Here is a 25,933-nt window from a genome sequence, read left to right on the forward strand (position 1 = left end):
TGGACGGCAAACGTCCGGCATGCAGAGGAACGAAAGTGGACAAGTACCTTTATGTGGCAATGACCGGTGCCAGCCAGAACGCATTGGCGCAGCGGGCTCATGCCAACAACCTGGCGAACATCTCCACCAACGGTTTTCAGAAAGACCTGGAGCAGGCGCGTTCGATGCCGGTATTCGGCGACAGCTTTCCGGCGCGGGCATTCGCCATGTCCGAACGTCCTGCCACTGACTTCACCCCGGGCGCGCTGGTTGAAACCGGTCGCGACCTCGACGTGGCGGTCAACGGGCCGGGCTGGATGGCCGTGCAGAACCCGGACGGTGGCGAAAGCTACGTACGAACCGGCAGCCTGAACGTTGACGCCCTGGGCGTGCTGCGGGCCGGCAACGGTATGCCGGTGATGGGCAACGGCGGTCCGATTGCCGTGCCGCCTGAGCAGAAAATCGAGATCGGCCAGGACGGCACCATCAGCATCCGTGCCATGGGCGAGGGCCCGCGCGTGATGGCTGAGGTCGACCGCATCAAACTGGTCAATCCCGACCTCAAGAATATGACCAAGGGGCTCGACGGCTCGATTCGTACCAAGGATGGCCAGCCGGCGCCGATCGACGCCAACGTGCAGTTGGTGTCGGGCTTCCAGGAGGCGAGCAACGTCAACGCCGTGGATGAGATGACGTCGGTGCTGGCCCTGGCCAAGCAATTTGAGCTTCACGTGAAAATGATGAACACCGCCAAAGAAGGCGACGAGGCCATGGCTCGGGTCTTGCAGATCTAACCATTAATTAAAGCGTCGCGCCGAAAATCAGGCGTACGAGGAGAATCGAATGCTTCCGGCTCTGTGGGTTGCCAAAACAGGTTTGTCCGCCCAGGACACCAACCTTTCCACTATTTCCAACAACCTGGCAAACGTCTCGACCACGGGTTTCAAACGTGATCGCGCCGAGTTCCAGGACCTGCTGTACCAGGTCAAGCGCCAGCCAGGTGCCCAGTCGACCCAGGACAGCGAGCTGCCGTCTGGCCTGCAAGTGGGGACCGGTGTGCGCATCGTCGGCACGCAGAAGAACTTCAACGCCGGCAGCCTGCAAACCACCGAGCAGCCACTGGATATGGCCATCGACGGTCGCGGTTTCTTTCAGATCCTGCAACCGGATGGCACCACGTCCTACACCCGTGACGGTACGTTCCACCTTGATTCCAATGGCCAGATCGTCAACGCCAGCGGTTTCGCTCTGGAGCCGGCCATCATCATCCCGAACGATGCCCAGACCTTTACCGTGGGCCGTGACGGCACCGTGTCCATCACCGTGGCCGGCAACCCGGCTGCTCAGGTGATCGGCAACCTGCAGACCGCCGACTTCATCAACCCGGCCGGTCTGCAAGCGGTGGGTAACAACCTGTTCCTGGAAACCGCCGCCAGTGGTGCGCCACAAGTCGGTACGCCGGGCCTGAACGGTTTCGGCACCACGCTGCAGAACACCCTGGAAACCTCCAACGTGAGCACCGTTGAGGAGATGGTCAACATGATCACCACCCAGCGCGCCTACGAGATGAACTCCAAGGTGATCTCCACCGCCGACCAGATGCTCTCGTTCGTCACGCAGAATCTGTAATTACGTCCATGAGGCGGTCGCAAGCCGCCTTGCAACACCAAGAGGTAGGGTCATGAATCGCTTTGTATCTGTACTGGCACTGAGTGGGATCACCGCGCTCGCCGGCTGCGTCGGGCCAACGCCCAAACCCAATGACCCGTACTACGCTCCGGTGTTGCCGCGCACGCCGTTGCCGGCCGCCGCCAACAACGGCTCGATCTACCAGGCCGGTTTCGAGCAGAACCTGTACAGCGACCGCAAGGCCTTCCGGGTCGGTGACCTCATCACCATCACCCTGAACGAGCGGACCCAGGCCAGCAAGAACGCCAACTCGCAGATCGACAAGACCAGTGAAACCAGCGTCGGTCTGACCTCGTTGTTCGGTTCCAGCCTGACCACCAACAACCCGATCGGTGGTGGTGACCTGAGCCTGAACGCCGGCTACGGTTCCGACCGCGCCACCAAGGGCGACAGCAAGTCCGGGCAGAGCAACAGCCTGACCGGCTCGATTACCGTGACCGTCGCCGATGTGCTGCCCAACGGCATCATCGTCGTGCGTGGCGAGAAGTGGTTGACCTTGAATACCGGTGACGAACTGGTGCGCATCGCCGGCATGGTTCGTGCTGACGATATCGCTACCGACAATACCGTGTCGTCGACTCGTGTGGCGGATGCACGCATCACCTACTCGGGTACCGGTGCGTTTGCCGATGCGAGCCAGCCGGGCTGGTTCGACCGTTTCTTCCTCAGCCCGAAGTTCCCTTTCTAGGTGGCCCCGTTGAATCTTAAGAAGCTGTTGATGGGTGCATTGCTGATGTCGGCAGCCTTCACCGCTCAAGCCGAGCGTTTGAAGGACATTGCCAGCATCTCCGGTGTGCGTTCCAACCAGTTGATCGGCTACGGCCTGGTCGTGGGCCTGAACGGCACCGGTGACCAGACCACCCAGACGCCGTTCACCCTGCAGACCTTCAACAACATGTTGTCGCAGTTCGGCATCAAGGTGCCGGCAGGCTCGGGCAACGTGCAGCTCAAAAACGTCGCGGCGGTGTCGATCAGTGCCGACCTGCCGGCGTTCGCCAAGCCCGGCCAGCAGGTGGACATCACCGTATCGTCCATCGGTAACTCCAAAAGCCTGCGTGGCGGCACCCTGTTGCTGACACCGCTCAAAGGTATCGATGGCAACGTCTATGCGATCGCCCAGGGCAACCTGGTGGTTGGCGGTTTCGATGCCTCGGGTGCGGACGGCTCGAAAATCACCGTCAACGTTCCGTCGGCCGGTCGTATCCCCGGTGGTGCGACGGTGGAACGTGCGGTGCCGAGCGGTTTCAACCAGGGCAACAGCCTGACGCTGAACCTCAACCGCTCCGACTTCACCACTGCCAAGCGCATCGTCGACAAGATCAATGACATGCTCGGCCCAGGCGTGGCCCAGGCCATCGACGGCGGTTCGATCCGTGTCACCGCGCCCCTGGACCCGAGCCAGCGGGTCGACTACCTGTCGATCCTGGAAAACCTGGAAATCGATCCAGGCCAGGCGGTAGCGAAAGTCATCATCAACTCGCGCACCGGCACCATCGTGATCGGCCAGAACGTCAAGGTTTCGCCGGCCGCCGTGACCCACGGCAGCCTGACCGTGACCATCACCGAAGACCCGATCGTGAGCCAGCCGGGCCCGTTGTCCAACGGCCAGACCGCGGTGGTTCCCCGTTCGCGGGTCAATGCCGAACAGGAAGCCAAGCCGATGTTCAAGTTCGGCCCGGGCACTACCCTGGATGAAATCGTCCGGGCGGTGAACCAGGTCGGCGCGGCACCGGGTGACCTGATGGCAATCCTTGAAGCCTTGAAGCAGGCCGGCGCGTTGCAAGCCGACCTGATCGTGATTTAAGGAACGAGCCATGGATATGCGCAAAGGTGCCTTGATCAGCGGGGATTCGGCGTCCTACTCGGACCTGAACCGCCTGAACCAGCTCAAGGTCGGCGACAAGAACAGCGATGGCAACCTGCGCAAGGTGGCGCAGGAATTCGAGTCGCTGTTCCTCGGCGAAATGCTCAAGTCCATGCGTTCGGCCACCGAGGCCCTGGGCAAGGACAACCCCATGAACACGCCCGAGGCCAAGCAGTATCAGGAAATGTACGACCAGCAGTTGGCCGTTTCCATGTCCCGCGAAGGCGGCGGCATCGGCCTGGCCGATGTGCTGTTGCGTCAGATGTCCAAGAACAAACCGTTGGCGCCGGGCGAGGCGGCCACGTTGTCGGCCGCCAAGCAGCAAGAAGCGCTGGACAAGGTGACCAAGGCGCCGGTGCCCACACCCGTGGCGGCGGGAACGTTGTCCGACGGGCCTCTTTCGCGTACCAGTGGCCAGCGGCCGTTGTGGGCATCGCGGGCCGTGAATGCGCCGCATGGCGCAGAAGGCGTCCACCGCAACGACATGGAACTGCTCAACCAGCGTCGCCTGGCCCTGCCGCCGAAATTGGCTGACCGCTTGCTGGCCGGCCTGGTGCCTTCGGCCGCGGCCAACGCCACGGGCGACGCCGCTGCGCAAAACATTCTGCCGGATCGTGCCGTCGCTGCCGTCAAGCCCGCCTCTGGCGAATTGGCCAATGGCGACTGGCTGGCTGCGCTCAAGGCCTCCGAGTCCAAAGGCGATATGCAAGTCTACGGCCGCGCCGTGGCCCAGCCGCCACTGGCGCCGGCCCGCAAAGCCTTCCGCGATGCCGACGAGTTCGTCAACGCCATGTTGCCCATGGCCAAGGAAGCGGCAGATCGCATCGGTGTCGACCCGCGTTACCTGGTGGCCCAGGCCGCCCTGGAAACCGGGTGGGGCAAATCGGTCATGCGTCAGCCTGATGGCAGCAGCAGTCACAACCTGTTCGGCATCAAGGCCAGCCAGAACTGGAAGGGCGGTTCGGCGCGGGCGATCACCAGCGAGTTCCGCAACGGCGAGATGGTCAAGGAGACGGCCGAGTTCCGTTCCTACGCCTCGTACCGCGACAGTTTCCATGACCTGGTCAATCTGCTGCAAAGCAACAGCCGCTATCAAGATGTGCTGAAGTCGGCCGATAACCCGGAACAGTTTGTACGCGAGCTGCAAAAGGCCGGTTATGCCACCGACCCGAACTACGCCCGCAAGATTTCGAATATTGCCCGGCAGATGACGAGTTACCAAAACTACGCCTCTGCAAGCGCCACCACGACTTTATAAGGTCTGAACCATGAGTTTGCTCAACATAGGGATGTCGGGTCTGTCTGCAAGCCAGACCGCGTTGGTGACCACCGGTAACAACATCGCCAACGTCGATACCGCCGGTTATTCGCGTCAGCAGACCGTGCAGACCACGAAGGCGTCGAACCAGTATGGCAACGTGTTCATCGGTTCGGGCACGACGCTGGCCGATGTGCGCCGAGTGTATAACTCCTATCTCGAAGCTCAGCTGAAGACCACCACCTCGCTCAACAGCGATGCGGCAGCCTATCAAGGGCAGATCACGCCACTGGATTCATTGTTGTCGGACAGCGGCACCGGCCTGAACGGCGCGTTGACCAAGTTCTTTGCTTCGGTGCAGAACGTCAATGCCAAGCCGGGCGACGATGCTTCGCGTCAGTTGCTGCTCAGCGACGCCCAGGCCTTGAGCAACCGGTTCAATTCGGTTGCCAGCCAGATGACGGAGCAGAGCAATAACATCAACGGCAACCTGTCCAGCATGGTTGAGCAGGTCAACAAGCTGGCGACCACCATTGCCCAGTTGAACAAGAAAATCGCCGAAGTCTCCAACACCGGCGGTGCGCCTAACGACCTGCTGGATTCCCGCGGCGAGGCCATTCGCCAGTTATCGACGTTCACCGGCACCCAGGTCGTGGAAAACGGCAGCAGCCTGGACATCTACCTGGGCTCCGGCCAACCGCTGGTGATGGGCAACATCACCAACACGCTTGAGGCCGTGCCGGACAAGAACGACCCGGGCCGCATGGGCATCCAGCTCAACAGCGGTTCCAGTTCCATGGACATTACCTCGGTGCTCACCGGTGGCGAGATCGGTGGCCTGATGCGCTACCGCAGCACCGTGCTCGACCCGGCCATGAACGAGTTGGGCCGCGTGGCGCTGGTGGTCGCCGACCAGATGAACCGCATCCAGGCGTCCGGCATCGACATGAACGGAGCCTTCGGCTCCAACCTGTTCAGCAACATCAACAGCACCGCGCAGATGAGCCAGCGCAGCGTCGCTTCACTGAACAACAGTGCCGGCGCCGGCAACTTCAACGTGTCCATCGAGGACACCGGCAAGCTGACCACCAACGACTACAAAGTGACGTTCACCAGCGCCACCGGGTACATCGTGCAACGCTTGCCCGAAGGCACGTCGATGGGAGCCTTCAGCACCACGACCACGCCGCCACCGGTGATCGATGGTTTCTCCATGTCCTTCGCCGGCGGCGCTCCGACGGCCGGTGATTCATTCAAGATCACCCCGACCCGCAACGCGGCGGGCAGCATCAAGACCGAAATGACCGACTCCAAGCGGTTGGCGATTGCCGCGCCGCTGGGCGCTGCCATCGCGCCGGGCGGCAGCGGCACGCTGACCATTCCGGCCAGCGGCCAGCCGACCCTGACAACGAAGTTTGACATCTATGATCAAGCCACCACGTCCATCATCCAGGACGGCATCAAGAACTCCATGCCGGTCAAGGTGGTCTTCGACGCAGCTTCGGGGACCAGCCAGGGGTACCGCTTGCTGGATGCCAAGGGTGGCCTGATCAGCAGCGGCACGATCACCCCAGGCCAGAGCAATACGCTGAGCTTGAGTGTTCCGCTCAAGGATGCCAGCGGCAACCCGATCATGGATTCGTCCGTACCGCCGGTACAGCGTACTGTCACGTTCGAGATGTCGATTGCCGGTGCACCATCGGAAGGGGCGGGCATCAACATCAGCCTCAGCCAGCCCGGCAGCCTGGACAACCGTAACGGTACCGCCCTGGCTGCTTTGCAGACGGCCAAGACCGTGGACACCGATTCGAGCAGCAAGGGTATTTCCCTGAACGATGCCTACGGCAAGCTCGTGGAGGGCGTGGGGGCCAAGGCCGCCCAGGGCAAGCTCGACAGCGCCGCCACTGGTGCGATCCTGAACAACGCCAAGACCGCTCGCGATTCGCTGTCAGGCGTGGATCTGGACGAGGAAACCGGCAACCTGGTCAAGTTCCAGCAGTACTACACCGCGTCTTCGCAGATCATCAAGGCTGCGCAGGAAATCTTCAGCACACTGATCAACAGTCTTTAAGGAGTCGTAGCCCATGCGCATCTCTACCTCCCAGTTTTACGAAAGCACGGCTGCGAACTACCAGAGAAACTTCGCCAACGTAGTCAAGACCAGTGAAGAAGCCAGCAGTCTTGTGCGTGTGAATACCGCTGCCGATGATCCGGTGGGCGCTTCGCGTCTGCTGCAGTTGGGCAACCAGGCTTCCATGTTGTCCCAGTACGAGGCCAACGCCAACACGATCAAGGCGACCCTGGGCGCCACCGAAGCGGTCATGACCAGCATTGGTAACGTGCTGCAGCGCGCCAAGGAATTGGCCGTGGGGGCCGGTAACGCGAGCTACACTGACGCCGACCGTCAGGCCAACGCTTCGGAGCTGGCACAGATCGAGGAGCAACTGCTCACTCTGATGAACAGCAAGGATGAAAACGGCAAATATATCTTCGCCGGTTCCAAGGGCGATGTCGTGCCATTCACCCGGAACAACGACGGCACCTACAGCTACAACGGTGACCAGGTGACCCTCGACCTGCCAGTGGGCGATACCATGTCGATGGCCACCAACAGCACGGGTTGGGAAGCGTTCCAGCAAGCCATCAATACCAGTCGCAGCCAGGTCACCATGACCGCGCCGGCGGTCGATGACGGTCGCGTGGTGCTGTCCAACGGTCAGGTGTCGTCCAGTGTCAGCTACAACAGCAAATTCCGCAGCGGTGAGCCTTACACCGTGGAATTCACCAGTGGTACTCAGCTCAAGATCACCGACTCGGCCGGTAATGACGTCACGGCTGAAGCCAGCCAGGGTGGCGCATTCGACCCCAACAGCAAAACCGGCCAGGCCGTGACGTTCCGTGGTCTGGAACTGACCCTGAACATCAACCTGCAAACCGGTGATGCGCCTGGCACCGTGTTGCCAGGCCACACCTTCACCTTGGCGGCCAAACCGGACACTTTCGTGGCCACTCGCAGCCCCGGTAACCCGACCGCGGTGCAGATCACCGGCAGCCAGATCACCGACCCGGTGGCTTATCACGCCAGTTTCCCTACCGGTTCGGCGGTGTTGAAGTTCACCAGTGCCACTGATTTCGATCTCTATGCCGCACCGTTGACCGCTGACAGCAAACCCGTATCCAGCGGTACCCTGGTCGGTAACGTCGCCACCGCTTCCGGCGTGAGTTTCACCCTCAACGGTACACCTGGCGCGAACGATCAGTTCAGCATTGCTGTCAACACTCATGAAACCCAGAACATCCTGGATACCGTGAGCCAGTTGAAAACCGCATTGAACACGCCGGTCAATGGCGATCCTATCGCGCTACAGAAACTGCAGGCTTCGCTGGCCTCCGGCATCGGCAACCTGGCGAGCGGTACCGACCAGTTGTCCAGCGCCCTGAGTTCGGTGGGTGGACGTGGCTCGGCGCTGGATATCCAGAGCGACACCAACCAGAGCCTGCTCAAGGCCAATTCCCAGACCCAATCGTCAATCCGTGATTCCGATGCGGCCGAAGTGATGACCCGCCTGACCTTGCAGCAGACCATGCTTCAGGCCTCGCAACTGGCGTTCAGCAAGATCACCCAGTTGGGTCTGTTCAACAAGATTTGAGTCGGTATCGCCCGAGCCGCCAACCGTCTTTTTTTAAGCGGTTCCGGGGCTCCGATCTGAAAAGGTCGGGGCCCGCCGCTCGAGAGTTTTTGCCGTGAAGCCACTTCCCCTCGTCAGTATTGTCATCCCCGCGTACAACCCTCGGTTTTTTGACCAGGCACTGCTCAGTGCTTTGGCCCAGACATACGAACACATCGAGATCATTGTTTGCGATGATTCGCCTGGCGATGAAATTCGCCACATCGTCGCCTCTTTCACCGAGCCGGCCCATCCGGTCCGTTACCTGAAAAATCCACGGCGCTTGGGACTTCAGGGCAACGTGTTGCGCTGTGTCGAAGAGGCGCAAGGCGAGTTCATCAAGGTGTTGTGTGACGATGATCGGCTGTTTGCGCCGAGCATTGAGCGACAAGCCCAGGTGCTGATCGAGCATGCCGACGTCAGTGTCGTGTTCGCCCTTCGGTTGCTGTGTGACGCGGGTAATTTCATCCTGCCGCCACGTGTCGACAACTGTCGATTTTCACCGAACGATGCGTTGCTCAAAGGCGACGATATGCTGGCGATCTTCGAGAGCACGCCCATCAACTTCCTGGGTAATTTCAGTTCATCCCTGATGCGTCGGGCCGATGTGCTGGAGCTGTTGCCAGCGCTGATCCAGGACGGTGCCGGGTTCGTCGCCACGCTCGACTTTGCCTTGTTCGTCTGTCTGATGCGTCGTGGCAATCTTGTTGCGCAGAGCACTGTGCTGAGTGTCGAACGGTTGTATCCGGAGCGCCTGAGCAAGACCCCGGAAATGCTCAAGGCTGCGAAAGTGGAGTGGGAGTGGCTGGCGCAAATGCTGGCAGCACGTAACGGTGAGGCAGCCCCTGCCTCAGGGTGGGTTCGTTATATCGACCTGAACAAGATCACCGACCAGCCTCATGCTTGGCAAGAGCTGTGCGTGACTCGAGTTCTGGGCAACCGCAACACAGTCGTCAATGGTCGGGTCGGCGCCCAGAGCGAGAGTTATGCTGAGTTTTACCGTGATTGGCTGTCGATTCGTCGCTTCAGCGATGTGGAGCAGCGTGTCATGCCCGTGCGCATCGACAGTTGGCCGTTGCGACCAAACGTCGTCCCGATTGTCATCGACAGTGTCGGTGACGATGGCGCATTGGCGTCCACACTGCGCAGCATAGACGGCCAGCTCTATCCGGCTCAGGCTGTCGTTGTGCTTTCCAACGCCCGTTGCGAGGCCGGTGACCGGTTGTTGCAATTGCCTTATCAGCCCGATTGGGCTCGGCAACTCAACTCCATCGTCGCGCAACTGGAAGGTGCGCATTGGTTCTATCTGTTGCGTGCCGGGGACATGCTGCGTGATTCCGCATTGCTGATTCTGGCCGAGCGCGTGGCCGGGAAGCCGGGAATCCTCTGCGCCTACAGCGATGAGGGAGCACTGGTGAACGGCGAGTCCATCGAGCCGGTATTCAAGCCTGATTTCAATCTCGACCTGATGCGCGCCTATCCCTACGTCGGTCGGGCCCTGGCCTTCGAGCGTGAGCGTGTCCTGAGTATGGGTGGGTTCGACCCAACTCGCGGCGAGCTGGCGCCCCACGACCTGATCTGGCGTTTGGTGGAAGAGGCCGGTCCGCAAACCATCGAGCACATTGCCGAGATTCAGGTGGAGTCGACACTGAGCTTCGCCCAGTGGTTGTCCTGGCCGGAAGTTATCGAGGGCAACGCTCCCATGGTTGGTGCTCACCTGACGCGCATCGGCGCACCACATGAGATTCACCAGGATGTGTTGCCGCTGATCAATCGAATTGACTACCGACACGGCAATCGTCCGTTAGTGTCGATCATCCTGCGTACGGGTGATTCGCTGGGTGCTTTGCAGCACTGTTGCGAAAGCCTGATCGAGCGCACTGCCTATACGAATTATGAAATTCTGATTGTGGACAGTGGCGTCCGGGATCCGGCCATGCTCGGCTGGCTGGCGAGCATGGAGCAGTTGGGCGCGAGTATGCTGCGCGTTCTGCGTTACAACGGTGACGACAATGACGCCGCGGTGCGTAACTTTGCTGCGAACCAGGCCCGGGGCGACTACTTGTTGCTGCTTAGCCCACAAATAGTCATTTGCGAAAGCGATTGGTTGGACGAGATGATCAACCATGCCTTGCGCCCGGAAGTTGCGGTGGTCGGTGCAAGGATACTCAGCCCCCAGGGTACGATTGTCGGTGCGGGGCAGATTCTTGGGTTGGCGGGACCGGTGGGATCACCATTTTATGGCGAGGCCGCGCACTCTCGTGGCTACATGCAACGTCTGCACACGACCCAGAACTGGAGTTCGGTCAGCAGTGATTGCTTGATGGTGCGCAAGCAGGTGTTCGATGAGCTCGGCTGCCTGGACGATGTGTCCTTTTCCCTCGGTCTCAGCGATGTCGACTTATGCTTACGCGCCGGCCAGAACGGCTATCTGGTGGTCTGGACGCCTTACGCCACGGTGATGGAAGTCGACCCTGCGTCAAGCGTTGTCCAATCGGACGAAACCACGTTGATGGAGCATGAGAGGGAAGTTTTCTACCGTAGATGGCTGCCGCTCATAGCCCGGGATCCCGCCTACAGTCCTGCGCTGAGCCTGGGAGTATCAAGCTTCAGCCTGGAGCCTTCTTTGCGCAACAACTGGAATCCGTTCTGCAGCCGATCTCTGCCATTGGTACTTGGTTTGCCGGTCAACGCCACCGCGGTCGGCCATTATCGGGTCACGGCTCCGCTGGCTGAGTTGGAGGCGGCCGGGCGAGTGATAGCCCGCGTCGCCTACGAATCCCCTTCGACCGTTGAAATCGAGCGCTTGTCGCCGGATACGATTGTATTGCAGGGGCGCTACAGCGAAGGCGCTGCTGGTGACATTCTGAGGATGAAGAAATACTCCAGCGCTTTGCGCATCTTCGAGCTCGACGATTACGTTGTCAGTGCTCCCAAGAAGAACACCCATGCGCGTAACAAGCCTTCCAATATCGAGCAGATGCTGCGGGAAGGGATCGGGTTGTGTGATCGCGTCGTGGTAACGACACCGTCGCTCGCTGATGCCTTGTCCAGCATGCACAATGAAATCCGTATCGTGCCCAACATGCTGCCGCCCGAGCCCTGGAGTCGGTTGACCAGTCGACGCGCGACGTCATCCAAGCCTCGGGTAGGTTGGGGAGGTGGTACCAGTCACAGCGGCGACCTGGAGATCATCGCCGACGTGGTTAAACAGCTTGCCAATGAGGTGGAGTGGGTGTTCTTCGGCATGTGCCCGGAGGCACTACGTCCGTACATCCATGAGTTCCACGGTTCGGTTGGGCTCAATACCTATCCGTTCAAGCTCGCCAGCCTGAACCTGGACCTGGCGCTTGCGCCGCTGGAATTCCACATCTTCAACGACTGCAAGAGCAACCTGCGTTTGCTGGAGTACGGCGCATGCGGCTATCCGGTCATCTGCACCGATACCAAGGCCTACGACGGTTTCCTGCCGTGTACCAAGGTGCGCAGCAACAGCACCGAGGAGTGGATCGACGCCATCCGCATGCACTTGGCCGACCCTGACGCCAGCTACCGCATGGGCGATGAGCTGCGTGAAGCGGTGTTTCGCGATTTCATGCTCAGTGGGGATAACCTGCAGCATTGGCTGTGGGGGTGGCTGCCGGACTGAGTCCAGGTCACCCGGGAGCCGGTTTCTGGCTCCTTTCAACGTTTCCCCTGTCCTACACTTGACCGCTCCCTGAGCTGGCGCGTTTCCTGCAAGTCCCCCTCATATCGCCATAAAACGAGCGCTTCCCGGCAATCGGCGCGCTCGGCAAGGCATCGAAGGTGTAATCCCTGCGCCCGCAAAGCGAAATTCGCTTGGCCGAGCCCGGTGATGAACGAGAGGGGAGACGATGAAGGCAGTTATCCTGGCAGGTGGGCTCGGTACGCGGATCAGCGAGGAGTCGCACCTCAAGCCCAAGCCGATGATCGAGATCGGTGGCAAGCCAATTCTTTGGCACATCATGAAGCAGTATTCCGCTCACGGAATCCATGACTTCGTCATTTGCCTGGGCTACAAGGGCTATGCCATCAAGGATTTCTTCGCCAACTACTTCCTGCACACCTCCGACGTCACTTTCGACATGTGCAACAACCGCATGGACGTTCACCAGAACTACAGCGAGCCTTGGCGCGTGACTCTGATCGACACCGGTGAGGACACGATGACCGGCGGTCGGTTGCGTCGCGCGGCACGTTATCTGGAAAACGAAGAAGCGTTCTGCTTCACCTATGGCGACGGCGTCTCGGACCTGAATATCGGCGCGCTGGTGGATTTTCATCTGTCCCACGGCAAGCTGGCGACGGTGACGGCGGTCCAGCCCCCGGGACGTTACGGCGCGCTGGAGCGTGACGGCGATACGGTCCTGGGGTTCACCGAAAAGCCTCGGGGGGACGGCGGCTGGATCAACGGCGGCTTCTTTGTGCTCTCGCCCAAGGTCCTGCCTTACATTGCCGACGATCAAACGTCCTGGGAAGCCGAGCCGCTGGCAGCCCTGGCGACCGAGCAGCAACTCCAGGCTTTCCAGCACGATGGTTTCTGGCATCCGATGGACACGCTGCGCGACAAGAACCACCTTGAGGCCTTGTGGCAAAGCGGGGAGGCTCCGTGGAAGCAATGGGGTTGAGCCCGGAGTTCTGGCGTGGCAAACGGGTGCTGGTCACCGGTCACACCGGTTTCAAGGGCAGCTGGTTGACGTTGTGGCTGCAAAGCCTGGGGGCACAGGTCAGTGGCTTTTCCCTGGACCCGGCCACCGAGCCAAACCTGTTTGAACTGGCCCGGGTGGGTACGGACATCGATGATCGGCGGGGCGACTTGCGCGACCTCGGCGCGCTGCTTGAGCTGCTCGCCGATGTACAGCCGCAAATCGTCCTGCACCTGGCGGCTCAGCCGTTGGTGCGTGAAGGTTATCGCGACCCGTTGGGCACCTATTCAAGCAATGTCATGGGCACCCTTAACCTGCTTGAAGCCATGCGCCAGGTCGGTGGGGTTCGGGCCTGCGTGCTGGTGACCACCGACAAGGTCTACGCGAATCAGGAATGGTTGTGGCCGTACCGCGAGAACGAGCCCCTGGGCGGTCACGATCCCTACAGCAGCAGCAAGGCCTGCTGCGAATTGCTGGCGCAGTCCTATGCGGCGTCGTTCTTTTCGGTCGAGCGTCACGCCGAACACGGTCTGGCACTGGCGACGGCGCGGGCCGGCAATGTGCTGGGCGGTGGCGACTTCGCGCCTGAGCGGCTGATTCCGGATGTGCTCAAGGCATGGTCGGCGAACGAGCCGGTGACATTGCGTTATCCACAAGCGGTGCGCCCATGGCAGCACGCACTGGAGCCATTGGCGGGTTACCTGCAACTGGCCGCCGGTCTTTTCGAGCAAGGCCCGACGTTCGCCGGGGCATGGAATTTCGGTCCGGGCGAAGCGGACATGTGCAGCGTTGGCGAAGTGGTTCAGTTACTCGCCGAACGCTGGCCGCAAGCGCCTGGCTTGCGGATCGAACCGAGTGATTTGCATGAGGCCGGCCTGTTGCGCCTGGACAGCAGTCGCGCCCGGCAATTGCTGGGCTGGCGACCGCGCTGGACATTGCAACAATGCCTGGCCCAGACGCTGGATTGGCACCTGGCCTGGCAGAGCGGTGATGACATGCGCCAGGTTTCCCTCGGCCAGTTGAATCTGTATCGAGGCGCGTTATGAGTGAGCTTTCGTTGAAGGCATTGCCATTGGCCGGTCTGTTCAGCGTCCAGCACAAGCGCTTTGAAGACCAGCGCGGGCATTTCGCCCGGCTGTTCTGCGAAGGCAGCCTGAGTGCGTTCGGCCAGCCCTTTCATATTCGACAGATCAACCATTCCTGCACCCGCGAACGGGGCAGTGTGCGCGGTCTGCATTACCAGAACGCGGCGCAGCCAGAGGCCAAGTTGATCACTTGCCTGCGCGGTGAAGTCTGGGATGTGGCCGTGGACCTGCGTCCCGACTCCCAGACTTTTCTGCACTGGCACGCCGAGCATCTCAAGGCTGGCGATGGCCGCAGCCTGTTGATCCCGGCCGGCTTCGCCCACGGGTTCCAGACCCTGACCGACGACGCCGAACTGCTTTACCTGCACAGCGCCGACTATGCTCCAGAGCAGGAGGGCGGGTTGTCGGTCGCCGATCCGCGGCTGGCGATTGCCTGGCCGTTGTCTGTCAATAATCTGTCGGCCAGGGACCGCAACCATCCCTGGATCGATGAGCGTTTCGCTGGAGTGCGTCTATGAATTGCCGAGGTTGCGGATCTGCCCTGGCGTTGCCATTGATTGACTTGGGAACGTCGCCGCCGTCTAACGCATACGTACGGGCCGATCAGTTGGGACAGGCCGAGCAGTGGGTACCGCTCAAGGTCGCCGTATGCCAGCAATGCTGGTTGGTGCAGACCGAGGATTACACCCGGGCCGACAGCCTGTTCGATGCCGAATACGCTTACTTCAGTTCTTTCTCCAGCACCTGGCTGGCTCACGCCGAGCGCTATGTGGCCGAGATGATCGAACGCTTCGAACTGGGCGCCGACAGCCGCGTGGTCGAAGTGGCAGCCAACGACGGCTACCTGTTGCAATACGTGGCCAAGCGCGGCATTGCGTGCCTGGGCGTTGAACCGACCCGCAGCACAGCCCAAGCGGCGCGGGCAAAAGGCCTGGAGATTCGTGAGGTGTTCTTCGGCCGCGATACGGCCTCGCAACTGAAAGGCGAGGGCTGGGCGGCCGACTTGATGGCGGCCAACAATGTGCTGGCCCATGTGCCGGACATCAATGATTTCCTCGGTGGTTTCGCCACGCTCCTTAAGCCAACCGGTGTCGCCACGTTCGAATTTCCCCAGTTGCTCACGTTGATGGCCGGGCAGCAGTTCGACACCCTGTATCACGAGCATTTTTCCTATCTGTCGCTGACGGCCGTGCAAACCTTGTGTGAGCGCAATGGCCTGGAGGTATTCGACGTCACCCAACTGCCGACTCACGGCGGTTCGTTACGGGTATTCGTCCAGCGTGCCGATGGCGTTCGTCGCCCGGTGCAGGCCTCGGTGCAACAGCAGATGCAGGCTGAGTTGGATGCGGGCGTGAAAACCTCCGTGTATTACACAACGCTCGCGCCGGCCGCCGAAGCCATCAAGCATGGTTTGCTGCGTTTTCTGCTGAAGGCCAAGGCCGAAGGCAAACGCGTAGTGGGTTACGGCGCGGCGGCCAAGGGCAATACGTTGCTCAACTACGCCGGGGTCAAGCCTGACCTGCTGGCCTGGGTGGCCGATGCCAACCCGCACAAACAAGGCAAATACCTGCCGGGTAGCCGGATTCCTATCGTGTCGCCCGAGCGTATCGCTGTAGAGAAACCTGACTACGTGCTCGTCCTGCCGTGGAACCTGTTGAGTGAAGTCAGTCAACAGTTGGCTGAAGTTCGTCAATGGGGCGGGAAGTTCGTGATCGCCGTACCAGAGTTGACCGTCCTGTGAAGGTCCTGGTCACCGGCGCCACCGGGTTCGTTGGCCGTCATCTGGTGCAAGCCTTGCTGGCGCGTGGTTGCCGGGTGCGGGCTGCTGCGCGGCGCAGCGAGCCGGCCAGGGCCCAGCCCTGGTTCGATCAGGTTGAATTCGTGGAGGTGGATATCCACGAGGAAGGCCTGGACATCGCTGCCCTGGTGGAAGGCGTCGATGCACTGGCACACCTGGCATGGCCGGGGTTGCCGAACTATCAGGCGCTGTTTCACTTTGAACATAACCTGATGGCCGACTACCGCTTTATCAAGCGGGCGGTGACGGCGGGCGTCTCCCAGGTCATGGTCACCGGTACTTGCTTCGAATATGGCCTGCAAAGCGGGCCGCTTTCCGAGCGGACCGAGCCGCTTCCGGCCAACCCCTATGGGCTGGCGAAAAACACCCTGCGTGTTTTTCTACAGTACCTGCAACGCGAACATCCTTTTACCTTGCAGTGGGCGCGTCTGTTCTACCTGCATGGCGCTGGCCAGAATCCCAACAGCCTGCTGGCTGCACTGGACCGGGCCATCGACGCCCAAGCCACGGAATTCGATATGTCCGGTGGCGAGCAGCTGCGCGATTACCTGCCGGTCGACCGGGCTGCCGCTTACCTGGCAGAACTGCTGTTGCACCGCCAGTTCGATGGCGTGATCAATTGTTCCAGCGGTCAACCGGTGTCGGTTCGGGCGCTGGTGGAAGCGAGGCTTCGCGAGCGTGGGGCCGCCATTCGCCTGAACCTGGGCCGCTACCCATATCCGACCCACGAACCCATGGCGTTCTGGGGTGTGGCCGAACGTTTGCAAACCTTGCTGGGAGCCGCACATGACACGTGAGCTTTACCGGGCCACCGGTCTTCCGGTCCTGCAGAACCGGACCTTTGCCGATGAGCAGTCAGCCAAAGCCTCGGCTTGTGCCGATATGGTGTTGGTCCAGGATGAAGTGAGCGGGCTGGTCTTCAACCAGGCGTTCGACGCCGACAAGCTCAACTATGACAGCGACTACCAGAACGAACAGGCTCACTCGGGGCAGTTCCAGCAGCATCTGGCTGATGTGGAGGGCATCATTGCCCGGCATTTCAGCGGACAGGCATTGATTGAGGTCGGCTGCGGCAAAGGCTACTTCCTGGAGTTGCTCAAGGAGCGGGGCTACGCCATCACCGGTATCGACCCGGCCTACGAGGGCGACAATGCCGATGTTGTCAAGGCACCGTTCACCCGTGAGCTGGGCTTGTCGGCCGACGCGGTGGTGCTGCGCCATGTGCTGGAACATATCCAGGACCCGGTGGGCTTTCTGGCTGAAATCGCGGCGGCCAATCAGGGCGGACAGATCTACATCGAGGTGCCATGCCTGGACTGGATTCTGGACCATCGCGCCTGGTTCGACCTGTTCTACGAGCACGTCAATTATTTCCGCCTCGATGACCTGCGCCGGATGTTCGGTACGGTGCATGAAGCGGGGCATCTGTTTGGTGGCCAGTACCTGTATATCGTCGCCGACCTGGCAACGTTACGCCTGAGCCCGGCCCAACCGGCGGCGATGCTGGAACTGCCCGATGGATTCACCGCCAGCCTCGGGCGCGCCGTGCAGATTATCCAGACCGCGCGGCACCAAGGGTCGGCGATCTGGGGGGCTTCTTCCAAGGGCGTGATCTATGCGCTGTTCCTGCAACGGGCCGGAGTGGCGGTGGACTGCGTGATCGATATCAACCCGGCCAAGCAAGGCCGGTATCTGCCGCTCAGTGGCGTGCGGGTTTCCTCACCCGATGAGGCGATGGACTCCCTGCCTCAAGGGGCTCACGTATTTGTAATGAATTCCAATTACCTCGAAGAGATCAAACGGATGACCGGTGGGCGTTATGTCTACCATGCCGTTGACAGCGCTTCGTTCCAATAACAGCGAGATTCGAATATGACTGACAACACGATCCATAAAGCTTTCGAAGCCCAATGCCAGACTGAAATCGCCGCCCAGGGGCAGGACGAGAAACTCGTCGGCCTGGCCAAGCATTTTTTCAACGAATCGGCCAAGCACAAATACAGCTATCACTTCTCCTGGATGGGCCGGCCGATCATTCAGCTACCGCAGGACATGATGGCGATGCAGGAACTGATCTGGCAGATCAAGCCTGACCTGATCATCGAATGCGGCATCGCCCACGGTGGCTCGATCATCTATTACGCCTCGTTGCTGGAACTGCAAGGCCACGGTGAAGTGCTGGGCATCGACCTGGATATCCGCCCGCATAACCGCGAGGCCATCGAAAGCCACCCGATGAGCAAACGCATCTCGATGATCGAAGGTTCGAGCATCGATCCGGCCATCGCCGAGCAGGTCCGTGCGGCGGCGCAAGGCAAGAAGGTCATTCTGGTACTCGACTCCAACCACACCCACGACCACGTGCTCGAAGAACTGCGTCTGTACGCGCCGCTGGTTTCGGTGGGCAGTTACTGCGTGGTGATGGATACGGTCGTAGAAGACATGCCGGCGGACTTTTTCCCCGACCGTCCGTGGGGGCCGGGTGACAACCCGAAAACTGCCGTCTGGAAATACCTTGAGGAAAACGGCGATTTCGAGATCGACCGGCAATTGCAGAACAAGTTGCTGATCACCGTTGCTCCGGACGGTTATCTGCGTCGGGTTCGTTAAACATCGGTTTCAAGTCATTGGCGTCTGGCAGGTTGTGGGGACAGGAAATATGCAGGTTAAGAACATTTTTCAAGACAACATGGCACCGTTGAGCGAGCGGTTCACCGTGGTGGTAATTTCCCACAATCGCAGCGCATTCCTGCGTCGTACATTGCATTACTACAGCAGCTATCCCTGTTCGGTATTGGTGCTTGATTCGTCCGTTGAACGCGATGAGCAGATCCACCTGGACTTTCCATCGGTCGACTATCGCCATTTGCCGCAGTTCACCTACAAAGGGCTGCAGGACAAGCTGGTATACGGTGTCAATCAAGTCACTACGCCGTACATGGTATTCGCTGCCGACGATGACTTTCTGCTGCACGATGCCCTGACCGAGTCGGTGGAGTTTCTCGAGGCCAATCCTGACTATGGCCTTTGCCATGGCTACGGGATCATGTACCTGTCCTGTGCGACCGAGGTGTGTTACTTCCGTCGTGATCGTAAGGTCCATGAAGACTACAACAGCGAGTTGGCCGAGGACCGGGTGATCCGTTTCATGGATCAGTTCCTGCCGCCATTCTACGCCGTGACCCGCACTGATCTGCTGCAACAGTGGTACGGCCTGCTGCCTCCAGGGACCAGCTTTGAATGGCAGGAAATCGGGCATACCTTTTATTTGTTGGCTTGTGCCAAGGCGCGGATCCTGCCGATTCCGTTCGCCGTTCGTGAGCTCAACTATGGTGGGTCGGAGCACAACACCAATGTATTGACCGTGCTCAGCTATAAAGACGCAAAAAGCGTCGCCGAGCGTGAGCAGTTCGCCGAGTTCCTGGCGTCCATTCCAACGCAGTTGAGCGAGCAGGCACCCGAGCGCATCAAGCAGATTGCCTTGGACGGTTTCGCGGCCATGGCTGATTGCCTGCTTCAAGGCCGTTCGCTCAAAGGTACGCAGATCATTCGTTCGGCCTGGAGCGAGGCGGGTGGCGAGCCGGTTCGCTCGTTTGGGCCGCAGCAGTTTGTCGAAATGCCTTTCTACAATCAGCGGGTGTTCGATCTGCTGACGGAGTTCGAATTCCTGTTGCACGCCATGCCGGCCGGCCGCCTGCAGCTTCAGCAACTGGAGGGGATTCTTCTGCGTCAGCATGAATTGATGCGTGTGCATCCCAACGACAACGAACGCACGATACGCAGCCGTCTTTGGGAGGCCCAAGGCCTGTATGCGTTCAACCGTACCGTCGTCAAACGCCTGGCCGAGTCGTTGAAAAGCAGCGACGAGCCCGATGAAGCACTGAAGTTGCAGGCTTGGGCCGAACGACTGGACTCAGTGCCAGGACAGCAGGATCGACGTTTACTGGAAAACATGCACTCCGGTCGTTTATTGAGCTGGCTTGAGGCGCGCAATCCGAAGCCGCAAGAGCGTGCTGGCATCGCTGCTCATCTGGCCGAGCATCAGGGCGGGCCGCGCTTTGGCATCCTGTTGCTGGACTTGGACGCTGACATGTTCAAGTTGCAGGCCACCTTCGACAGCTTGGTCAACGGCCATTGCAAGGCTTTCAACGTGGTGGTGTTCACCACCGGCGAACTGCCAGCCTCCACCACGGTGCGCGACACAGTGCACTTCGTCAAAGTCACTACGATCAATTATGTCGAGCGCATCAACCAGATCATCGGGGAGTCGACCGCTGATTGGCTGGTGCTGGCCGAGGCCGGTGACCAGTTCACCGCCTGTGGCCTGCTGCGTGCCAGCCTTGAACTGATCGGTGCCGAAGGCGTGCGCGCCGTCGCCATGGATGAAATCCAGCGCAAGGCCGATGGCAGCCTGACCGATGTGTTCCGTCCGGGCGTCAACCTTGATCTGCTGCAATCGGTGCCGTCGTTAATGGCTCGCCATTGGCTTATTCGTCGCGAAGTGCTGGCCCAGGCTCGTGGTTTCACCGCAGATTACCCTCAGGCGCTGGAGCAGGACCTGTTGTTGCGCTTGATTGAAGACTCCGGTCTGGCTGGCCTGGCGCACCTGGCCGAGCCATTGTTGATCTGCAATGCCCCGGCAGAGGAGCAAAACCCGCAGGAGCGTCAGGTGCTGACACGTCACTTGGCTGCCCGGGGCTATCGTGCCCAAGTCACCTCGGCCCAGCCACTGACTTACCAGATCGATTACCAGCACGCCGTGCGGCCGCAGGTATCGATCATTCTTGAAAGCCGGGATAACTTCGAACAGGTGCAGCAAGCGCTTGTCAGTGTGCTGCAGCGCACCCGTTATCAGCGCCATGAAATAGTGATCGCTGACAACTTCAGTCAATCAGAGGAACTGGCCCGATGGCTGGACGATCTGGAAGGCAAGGGCGAGCGGATTCGTATTCTGCGCAGCGACCGACGCCTCAGCAGTTCGGCACTGATCAACTGGGCGAGTGGGCAGGCCAAGGGTGAATACCTGGTGTTGCTGTCCGCCCAGGCGCAGGTGATCAACGCCAACTGGCTTGACAGTTTGCTCAATCAGGCCCAGCGACCGGAAGTGGGGATTGTCGGCAGCAAACAGATGGACATCCGCGGAATCACCACCCAGGCTGGCCTGGTGCTCACTCCCGATGGACAAGTGGGCTCGGTGTATGTTGGTGAGCGCAAGGACGCCAAGGGTTATCTCAATGGCCACCAGGCGGAGCAGAACTATTCGGCAGTGTCCGGCGCTTGCCTGATGATTCGCAGGGACCTGTTCGATGCCGTGGGCGGTTTGGACGAAGAGCTGTTCGCCGAAGCCTTTGCCGATGTCGACCTGTGCCTGAAAGTGGCCGACGCAGGTTATCTCACGGTCTGGACCCCTCAGGCCCAGATGCTTCACCCAGGCACATTGCCAGACGCGCCTCGGGCCCTCGATGCCCTGCGAGACAAATGGCCATCACGCTTCGAACAGGATGCGATGCGCAACCCCAACCTGGCGCTGACGGGAGCGGGTTTCGCGCTGAGCGATCCCACTGCTGTGGATTGGGCTCGGCTGATCGGATAGGCATACCTTTACGAATAGCCCTTTCAAAAAGGGCTTATTCGGCAAATTAGCGTGACCTGCGAGTCATAACGCGCATCTTCACTGTATTGTATTGACCGGGAAGATGGCGCCTGGCCGTTATCAGGTCCAGTGATAGCCCTTTGTACTTCCCCTTGTCGGCGCCCCTCGATTCCTGCGAGCGGTGGTATTGGGCTGTTTTTAATTGGGAAGCCGTAATGATTGGCATAAAGAGCATTGCGAGCTACGTTCCTGTAGCCGGCGTGGACAATTACGCACAGGGTGCGAAGTTTGAAAAGGATGAAGAATTCATTCTCGGCAAGATCGGTTCCGCCTTCCTGCCACGCAAGGATGATGGACAAGAGACCTCCGACCTGTGTGTCGAAGCGGCCAATGCGCTGTTTGCCAACAATCCTGGTCTGAAACGCGAAGCCATCGATGTCCTGATCGTCGTCACCCAGAACGGCGACGAGGAAGGCCTGCCGCACACGGCGGCTATCGTGCAGGACAAGCTGGGCTTGCCTACCAGCGTGGCGGCATTCGATATCTCCCTGGGGTGTTCGGGTTACGTCTACGGAATCTATGCCATCAAGGGCTTCATGGAGGCCGCTGGCTTGAAGAACGGGCTGTTGATAACAGCTGACCCGTATTCCAAGATCGTCGACCCCGAAGATCGCAACACCACAATGCTGTTTGGCGACGCCGCCACTGCCACGTGGATGGGCGAAGATGCTCCATGGCAACTCGGTAAGTCCAAGTTCGGCACCGACGGTTCCGGTGCGCCGCACCTGAAGGTCAGCGACGGCGTGTTCTTCATGAATGGCCGCCAGGTGTTCAACTTCGCCCTGCTTAAGGTCCCGGCCCATTTGCATGAGCTGTTGGCCGATTCGAACCTGCAAGCCAGCGACATCGATGCGTTCTGTATCCACCAGGGCAGCGCGGCAATTGTTGATGCCGTGGCGCGACGTTTCGAGGGGGATCCAGAGAAATTCATCAAGGACATGGTCGAGACAGGGAACACCGTGTCCTCGAGTATTCCGTTGCTGCTGGAGAAGCATGTGCTTGACTCCAGCTGGAAGCGCGTGGCCTTGAGCGGTTTCGGTGTGGGGCTGTCCTGGGGGTCGGCGATCATCTATCGTCCGTGAATCGTTGAAGCCACGGTAGCTGCAAAAAAGTCCCAGGTTTGACCTGGGACTTTTTTTTGTGCGCTCAGCAGGGCGTATTCACTGCCGTGACAGGCCATATTCCTCGACAGTCATTTTTTTTGACGTCATTTTTTTGCTTGAGAGCTGCCAAGTCCTTGATTTCTGAGGAGTGGCATCCTGATGGCAATTTTTTTGAAAAAAGGGCTAAAGCAAGTTCCGATTACGACGATAACTATTACGAAGGTTCTCTAGGCCACACCCGGCGGTTGCCAGGGCCGGAAGCCGCAGTACCCAACCAACGAGGAATTCGTCATGGCTTTAACAGTAAACACCAACGTCACATCGTTGAACGTCCAGAAGAACCTGAACAAGGCTTCCGATGCTCTGTCCACTTCGATGACTCGCCTGTCTTCCGGCCTGAAAATTAACAGCGCCAAAGACGACGCCGCCGGCCTGCAGATCTCCACTCGTATGACCTCGCAAATCCGCGGTCAGACCATGGCGATCAAGAACGCCAACGACGGTATCTCCATCGCTCAGACCGCTGAAGGTGCTCTGCAAGAGTCCACCAACATTCTGCAGCGTATGCGTGAGCTGGCTGTACAGGCACGAAACGACTCCAACGGTACCGAAGACCGTGCAGCTCTGAACAAAGAATTCGCTTCGATGTCGAACGAGCTGACTCGTATTGCCAAATCGACCAACTTGAACGGTAAGAACCTGATTGACGGTACCGCTGGCACCATGACCTTCCAGGTTGGTTCCAACACTGGTGCTGACAACCAGATCACCCTGACCCTGGACAGCGGCTTCGACGCAGCTTCCCTGTCGGTTGACTCGGCTACTGTACAGATCACTGGTACCGACTCGGCTACCGCTGAAGCTTCGATGAACAACGCGCTGACCAAAATCGACGCCGCTCTGGCCAAGATCAACTCCAGCCGTGCAGACCTCGGTGCTGCGCAAAACCGTATGACCAGCACCATCTCCAACCTGCAAAACATCAACGAAAACGCCAGTGCTGCACTGGGTCGTGTACAAGACACCGACTTCGCTGCTGAAACTGCCCAGCTGACCAAGCAGCAGACTCTGCAACAGGCTTCCACTTCGGTTCTGGCCCAGGCTAACCAACTGCCATCCGCTGTACTGAAGCTGCTTCAGTAATAGCCGGATGAGTTTTAGCGGGGGGGTGCGCTTGCGTACTCTCTCGCTTTTTCCGTTCTAGAGGTGATGGACATGGATATGAGCGCGAAGCTGAACTTGTCTTATCCAGCGGCGAGGCCGGCGCCAACAGTGGCCGACAAGCCAGTGGAGAAGCCTCGGGCCGATGCTGTCCCGGTGGGGGCGGTCAAGGTCAAAGAAAGTCCCAAGGACGCCGCTGCCGAGCAGGACAGGCTCAAGAAAGCTGTCCAGGAAATCGAGAAGTTCGTTCAGTCGGTCAAGCGTAATCTGGAGTTCTCGATTGACGAGCCTTCAGGCAAGATAGTGGTCAAGGTTATTGCCAGCGATTCCGGTGAGGTGATTCGTCAGATCCCGAACGAGGAAGTCCTCAAGTTGGCTGATAGTCTGAATGATGCAAATAGCCTGTTGTTCAGCGCGGAAGCCTGACGACTGGCACGAATTTTGTTGTTTAGTTCTTTTGGGCGTTGTAATGGTCAAAAGGCCGGCGACACACTGAAGGGAGTCCCACATGGCAAGTCCAATTCTACCTGGCTTGGGTTTAGGCTCTGGCCTTGATACCACTGCTATCGTCAAGGCATTGGTGGATTCTGACAAAGCGGCCAAGCAAGGTCAGATTGACCGTGCCACTAAGACCAATACCTCCAACATTTCCGGCATTGGTTCGTTGAAATCGCTGCTGGCTACGTTCCAGTCTGCGCTCGAGGCTCTGGGGAGCAAAACCACGCCCCAGTTCACTGGCTTCTCCGCCACTTCATCCGATACCAAGATATTGACCGCTACGTCGAGCAACACGGCGGTTGGCGGCACTTACAGTATCAAAATCGATAGCTTGGCGACCTCCTCGAAGGTTTCGACGGCCGCTTTTGCTGGCGGTCCTTCCAGCGCAGTGGACGCTGGCACGTTGACCATCAGTAGTCAAAACGGCGATTCCTATGCAGTCGATGTCCCTGCCGGTTCCACACTGCAATCGGTGCGGGATGCGATCAATGCCAAGTATCAAGCCAGCGGTATAAACGCCAACATCGTCACCGACAGCTTCGGTTCGAGACTTGTAGTAGGTAGCAGCAAAACAGGTGCGGGCAATGACCTGTCCATGAGTGGTATCGCCAGTCTGGCGGTTGACGGCACTGTCGCCATGGCCACTCCCCCGACGGCTAACTCTGCTGGCTCGCTGTCGCTGGCCAAGGATGCAAAATTCAACATCGATGGACTGGAGATGACCAGTCCAACCAACAAGTTGGATAATGCTGTCTCCGGATTGAGCATGACGCTGCTTGCGCCCACCGCCACGGCGGTTACAGTGACCGTCGCGACAAACACCGACGGGCTAAAGGCCTCGATTCAGAAATTCGTCGATGCCTATAACGCGATCGCCAAGGCAGTCACTTCGCTGACCAAGCCCACCACTGACGCTGACGGGAAATCGGTTCCGGCTGCACTGAATGGTGATGCGATGCCACGTGCGCTGTTGGCTGCCATCCGTGGGCCGTTATCTGAGACCGGGGCTGGCACAAAACTAACTGTTTTGTCTCAGTTGGGAATTACCACCAACCAGACGACAGGTGCTTTGGATTTCAATAGCACCAAATTCACCGCAGCTCTGAACGATAAGCAGCTGGGTGGGGAAGTCCAAACGCTGTTCACAGGTGATAATGGTCTGATCGAGCGCATGCAGAATGCGATCAAGCCGTACACAGAGAATAAGTTGGATGCCAACGGAAAGCCGGTCGATAACATTCTGACAGCAAGGTCAAAAAACCTTGAAACAATACAGAAGAGGTTGGTCGCCGATCAGGCAGCTCTTGATCGTAGGATCGAAACCCTGACCACCGTACTCACCAAAAAGTACAATGATATGGACACCTTGGTGGGCAAGCTTAAAGCCACTGCCAGCAACATCACCTCGATGTTCGAAGCGTTGACGGCGCAACAGAAAAAAAGCTGATAGCAATCTAAACAAAAGGCCCGGTCGTGTTACAACACACCGGGCTTTCGTTTTTTCGGCCTA

At 59.4% G+C, this 25,933-nt stretch carries 20 protein-coding genes; all 20 read left to right on the forward strand.

What is annotated here, in order from left to right; genetic code table 11:
* The first annotated feature begins 35 nt into the window (after positions 1–35).
* The 20 genes from EGM97_RS12955 to fliD all read left to right on the forward strand — a co-directional run bounded on the left by EGM97_RS12955 (position 36) and on the right by fliD (position 25,870).
* The gene (locus EGM97_RS12955; RefSeq protein WP_238961912.1) at positions 36–773 is read left to right on the forward strand and encodes a flagellar basal body rod protein FlgF; all 738 of its coding nucleotides are present in this window, start codon (positions 36–38) and stop codon (positions 771–773) included.
* A 49-nt stretch (positions 774–822) separates the two neighbouring features.
* Positions 823–1,608: a flagellar basal-body rod protein FlgG gene (gene flgG, locus EGM97_RS12960; RefSeq protein ID WP_053154880.1), complete on the forward strand. Its 786-nt coding sequence runs from the start codon at positions 823–825 to the stop codon at positions 1,606–1,608.
* A 52-nt stretch (positions 1,609–1,660) separates the two neighbouring features.
* Complete coding sequence (gene flgH, locus EGM97_RS12965; RefSeq protein ID WP_238961913.1) at positions 1,661–2,356, forward strand: flagellar basal body L-ring protein FlgH; 696 nt, start codon at positions 1,661–1,663, stop codon at positions 2,354–2,356.
* Between the two features lie 30 nt (positions 2,357–2,386).
* Positions 2,387–3,472: a flagellar basal body P-ring protein FlgI gene (locus EGM97_RS12970; protein WP_238962031.1), complete on the forward strand. Its 1,086-nt coding sequence runs from the start codon at positions 2,387–2,389 to the stop codon at positions 3,470–3,472.
* 10 nt (positions 3,473–3,482) lie between these two features.
* Positions 3,483–4,790 carry a flagellar assembly peptidoglycan hydrolase FlgJ gene (flgJ, locus tag EGM97_RS12975; protein WP_238961914.1) on the forward strand — a complete coding sequence of 436 codons (1,308 nt, stop codon included), beginning with the start codon at positions 3,483–3,485 and terminating at the stop codon, positions 4,788–4,790.
* A gap of 10 nt (positions 4,791–4,800) precedes the next feature.
* Positions 4,801–6,861, forward strand: coding sequence for a flagellar hook-associated protein FlgK (gene flgK, locus EGM97_RS12980; protein WP_238961915.1), 2,061 nt, complete (start codon positions 4,801–4,803; stop codon positions 6,859–6,861).
* Between the two features lie 13 nt (positions 6,862–6,874).
* A complete protein-coding gene (locus EGM97_RS12985) occupies positions 6,875–8,440 on the forward strand; it encodes a flagellar hook-associated protein 3 (protein WP_238961916.1) in 1,566 nt (521 codons plus the stop codon).
* Between the two features lie 94 nt (positions 8,441–8,534).
* The gene (locus EGM97_RS12990; protein ID WP_238961917.1) at positions 8,535–12,107 is read left to right on the forward strand and encodes a glycosyltransferase; all 3,573 of its coding nucleotides are present in this window, start codon (positions 8,535–8,537) and stop codon (positions 12,105–12,107) included.
* 226 nt (positions 12,108–12,333) lie between these two features.
* Entirely contained in the window at positions 12,334–13,107 is a 774-nt protein-coding gene (gene rfbF / locus EGM97_RS12995) for a glucose-1-phosphate cytidylyltransferase (RefSeq protein WP_072389542.1), read from the forward strand.
* Complete coding sequence (gene rfbG / locus EGM97_RS13000; RefSeq protein ID WP_238961918.1) at positions 13,089–14,171, forward strand: CDP-glucose 4,6-dehydratase; 1,083 nt, start codon at positions 13,089–13,091, stop codon at positions 14,169–14,171. The genes rfbF and rfbG overlap by 19 nt, the downstream gene beginning before the upstream one ends.
* Positions 14,168–14,728, forward strand: coding sequence for a dTDP-4-dehydrorhamnose 3,5-epimerase family protein (locus EGM97_RS13005; RefSeq protein WP_238961919.1), 561 nt, complete (start codon positions 14,168–14,170; stop codon positions 14,726–14,728). The genes rfbG and EGM97_RS13005 overlap by 4 nt, the downstream gene beginning before the upstream one ends.
* Positions 14,725–15,951, forward strand: coding sequence for a class I SAM-dependent methyltransferase (locus tag EGM97_RS13010; RefSeq protein WP_238961920.1), 1,227 nt, complete (start codon positions 14,725–14,727; stop codon positions 15,949–15,951). The genes EGM97_RS13005 and EGM97_RS13010 overlap by 4 nt, the downstream gene beginning before the upstream one ends.
* Positions 15,948–16,805: an NAD-dependent epimerase/dehydratase family protein gene (locus tag EGM97_RS13015; RefSeq protein ID WP_238961921.1), complete on the forward strand. Its 858-nt coding sequence runs from the start codon at positions 15,948–15,950 to the stop codon at positions 16,803–16,805. The genes EGM97_RS13010 and EGM97_RS13015 overlap by 4 nt, the downstream gene beginning before the upstream one ends.
* Positions 16,795–17,865, forward strand: coding sequence for a class I SAM-dependent methyltransferase (locus tag EGM97_RS13020; protein WP_238961922.1), 1,071 nt, complete (start codon positions 16,795–16,797; stop codon positions 17,863–17,865). The genes EGM97_RS13015 and EGM97_RS13020 overlap by 11 nt, the downstream gene beginning before the upstream one ends.
* Positions 17,866–17,880: 15 nt before the next feature.
* Positions 17,881–18,618 (forward strand): cephalosporin hydroxylase family protein, encoded by a 738-nt coding sequence (locus tag EGM97_RS13025; RefSeq protein ID WP_238961923.1) that lies wholly within the window; start codon positions 17,881–17,883, stop codon positions 18,616–18,618.
* A 49-nt stretch (positions 18,619–18,667) separates the two neighbouring features.
* The gene (locus tag EGM97_RS13030) at positions 18,668–21,601 is read left to right on the forward strand and encodes a TIGR00180 family glycosyltransferase (protein WP_238961924.1); all 2,934 of its coding nucleotides are present in this window, start codon (positions 18,668–18,670) and stop codon (positions 21,599–21,601) included.
* Between the two features lie 215 nt (positions 21,602–21,816).
* A complete protein-coding gene (locus EGM97_RS13035; RefSeq protein WP_238961925.1) occupies positions 21,817–22,743 on the forward strand; it encodes a ketoacyl-ACP synthase III in 927 nt (308 codons plus the stop codon).
* Between the two features lie 312 nt (positions 22,744–23,055).
* On the forward strand, positions 23,056–23,907 hold the full coding sequence (locus EGM97_RS13040; protein WP_045155383.1) for a flagellin domain-containing protein: 852 nt from the start codon (positions 23,056–23,058) through the stop codon (positions 23,905–23,907).
* A 72-nt stretch (positions 23,908–23,979) separates the two neighbouring features.
* The gene (locus tag EGM97_RS13045) at positions 23,980–24,351 is read left to right on the forward strand and encodes a flagellar protein FlaG (protein WP_238961926.1); all 372 of its coding nucleotides are present in this window, start codon (positions 23,980–23,982) and stop codon (positions 24,349–24,351) included.
* An 82-nt stretch (positions 24,352–24,433) separates the two neighbouring features.
* Entirely contained in the window at positions 24,434–25,870 is a 1,437-nt protein-coding gene (gene fliD / locus EGM97_RS13050) for a flagellar filament capping protein FliD (RefSeq protein WP_238961927.1), read from the forward strand.
* Positions 25,871–25,933 lie beyond the last annotated feature (63 nt).

Origin of the sequence: Pseudomonas sp. AF32 (assembly GCF_022342325.2) — a bacterium.
Classification (GTDB): Bacteria; Pseudomonadota; Gammaproteobacteria; order Pseudomonadales; family Pseudomonadaceae; genus Aquipseudomonas; species Aquipseudomonas uvaldensis.

Coding starts and splice junctions, on each gene's coding strand:
- flgG (WP_053154880.1), top strand. CDS start 823: ATGCTTCCGGCTCTGTGGGTTGCCAAAACAGGTTTGTCCGCCCAGGAC.
- flgH (WP_238961913.1), top strand. CDS start 1,661: ATGAATCGCTTTGTATCTGTACTGGCACTGAGTGGGATCACCGCGCTC.
- EGM97_RS12970 (WP_238962031.1), top strand. CDS start 2,387: ATGGGTGCATTGCTGATGTCGGCAGCCTTCACCGCTCAAGCCGAGCGT.
- flgJ (WP_238961914.1), top strand. CDS start 3,483: ATGGATATGCGCAAAGGTGCCTTGATCAGCGGGGATTCGGCGTCCTAC.
- flgK (WP_238961915.1), top strand. CDS start 4,801: ATGAGTTTGCTCAACATAGGGATGTCGGGTCTGTCTGCAAGCCAGACC.
- EGM97_RS12985 (WP_238961916.1), top strand. CDS start 6,875: ATGCGCATCTCTACCTCCCAGTTTTACGAAAGCACGGCTGCGAACTAC.
- rfbF (WP_072389542.1), top strand. CDS start 12,334: ATGAAGGCAGTTATCCTGGCAGGTGGGCTCGGTACGCGGATCAGCGAG.
- EGM97_RS13005 (WP_238961919.1), top strand. CDS start 14,168: ATGAGTGAGCTTTCGTTGAAGGCATTGCCATTGGCCGGTCTGTTCAGC.
- EGM97_RS13010 (WP_238961920.1), top strand. CDS start 14,725: ATGAATTGCCGAGGTTGCGGATCTGCCCTGGCGTTGCCATTGATTGAC.
- EGM97_RS13020 (WP_238961922.1), top strand. CDS start 16,795: ATGACACGTGAGCTTTACCGGGCCACCGGTCTTCCGGTCCTGCAGAAC.
- EGM97_RS13025 (WP_238961923.1), top strand. CDS start 17,881: ATGACTGACAACACGATCCATAAAGCTTTCGAAGCCCAATGCCAGACT.
- EGM97_RS13030 (WP_238961924.1), top strand. CDS start 18,668: ATGCAGGTTAAGAACATTTTTCAAGACAACATGGCACCGTTGAGCGAG.
- EGM97_RS13035 (WP_238961925.1), top strand. CDS start 21,817: ATGATTGGCATAAAGAGCATTGCGAGCTACGTTCCTGTAGCCGGCGTG.
- EGM97_RS13040 (WP_045155383.1), top strand. CDS start 23,056: ATGGCTTTAACAGTAAACACCAACGTCACATCGTTGAACGTCCAGAAG.
- EGM97_RS13045 (WP_238961926.1), top strand. CDS start 23,980: ATGGATATGAGCGCGAAGCTGAACTTGTCTTATCCAGCGGCGAGGCCG.
- fliD (WP_238961927.1), top strand. CDS start 24,434: ATGGCAAGTCCAATTCTACCTGGCTTGGGTTTAGGCTCTGGCCTTGAT.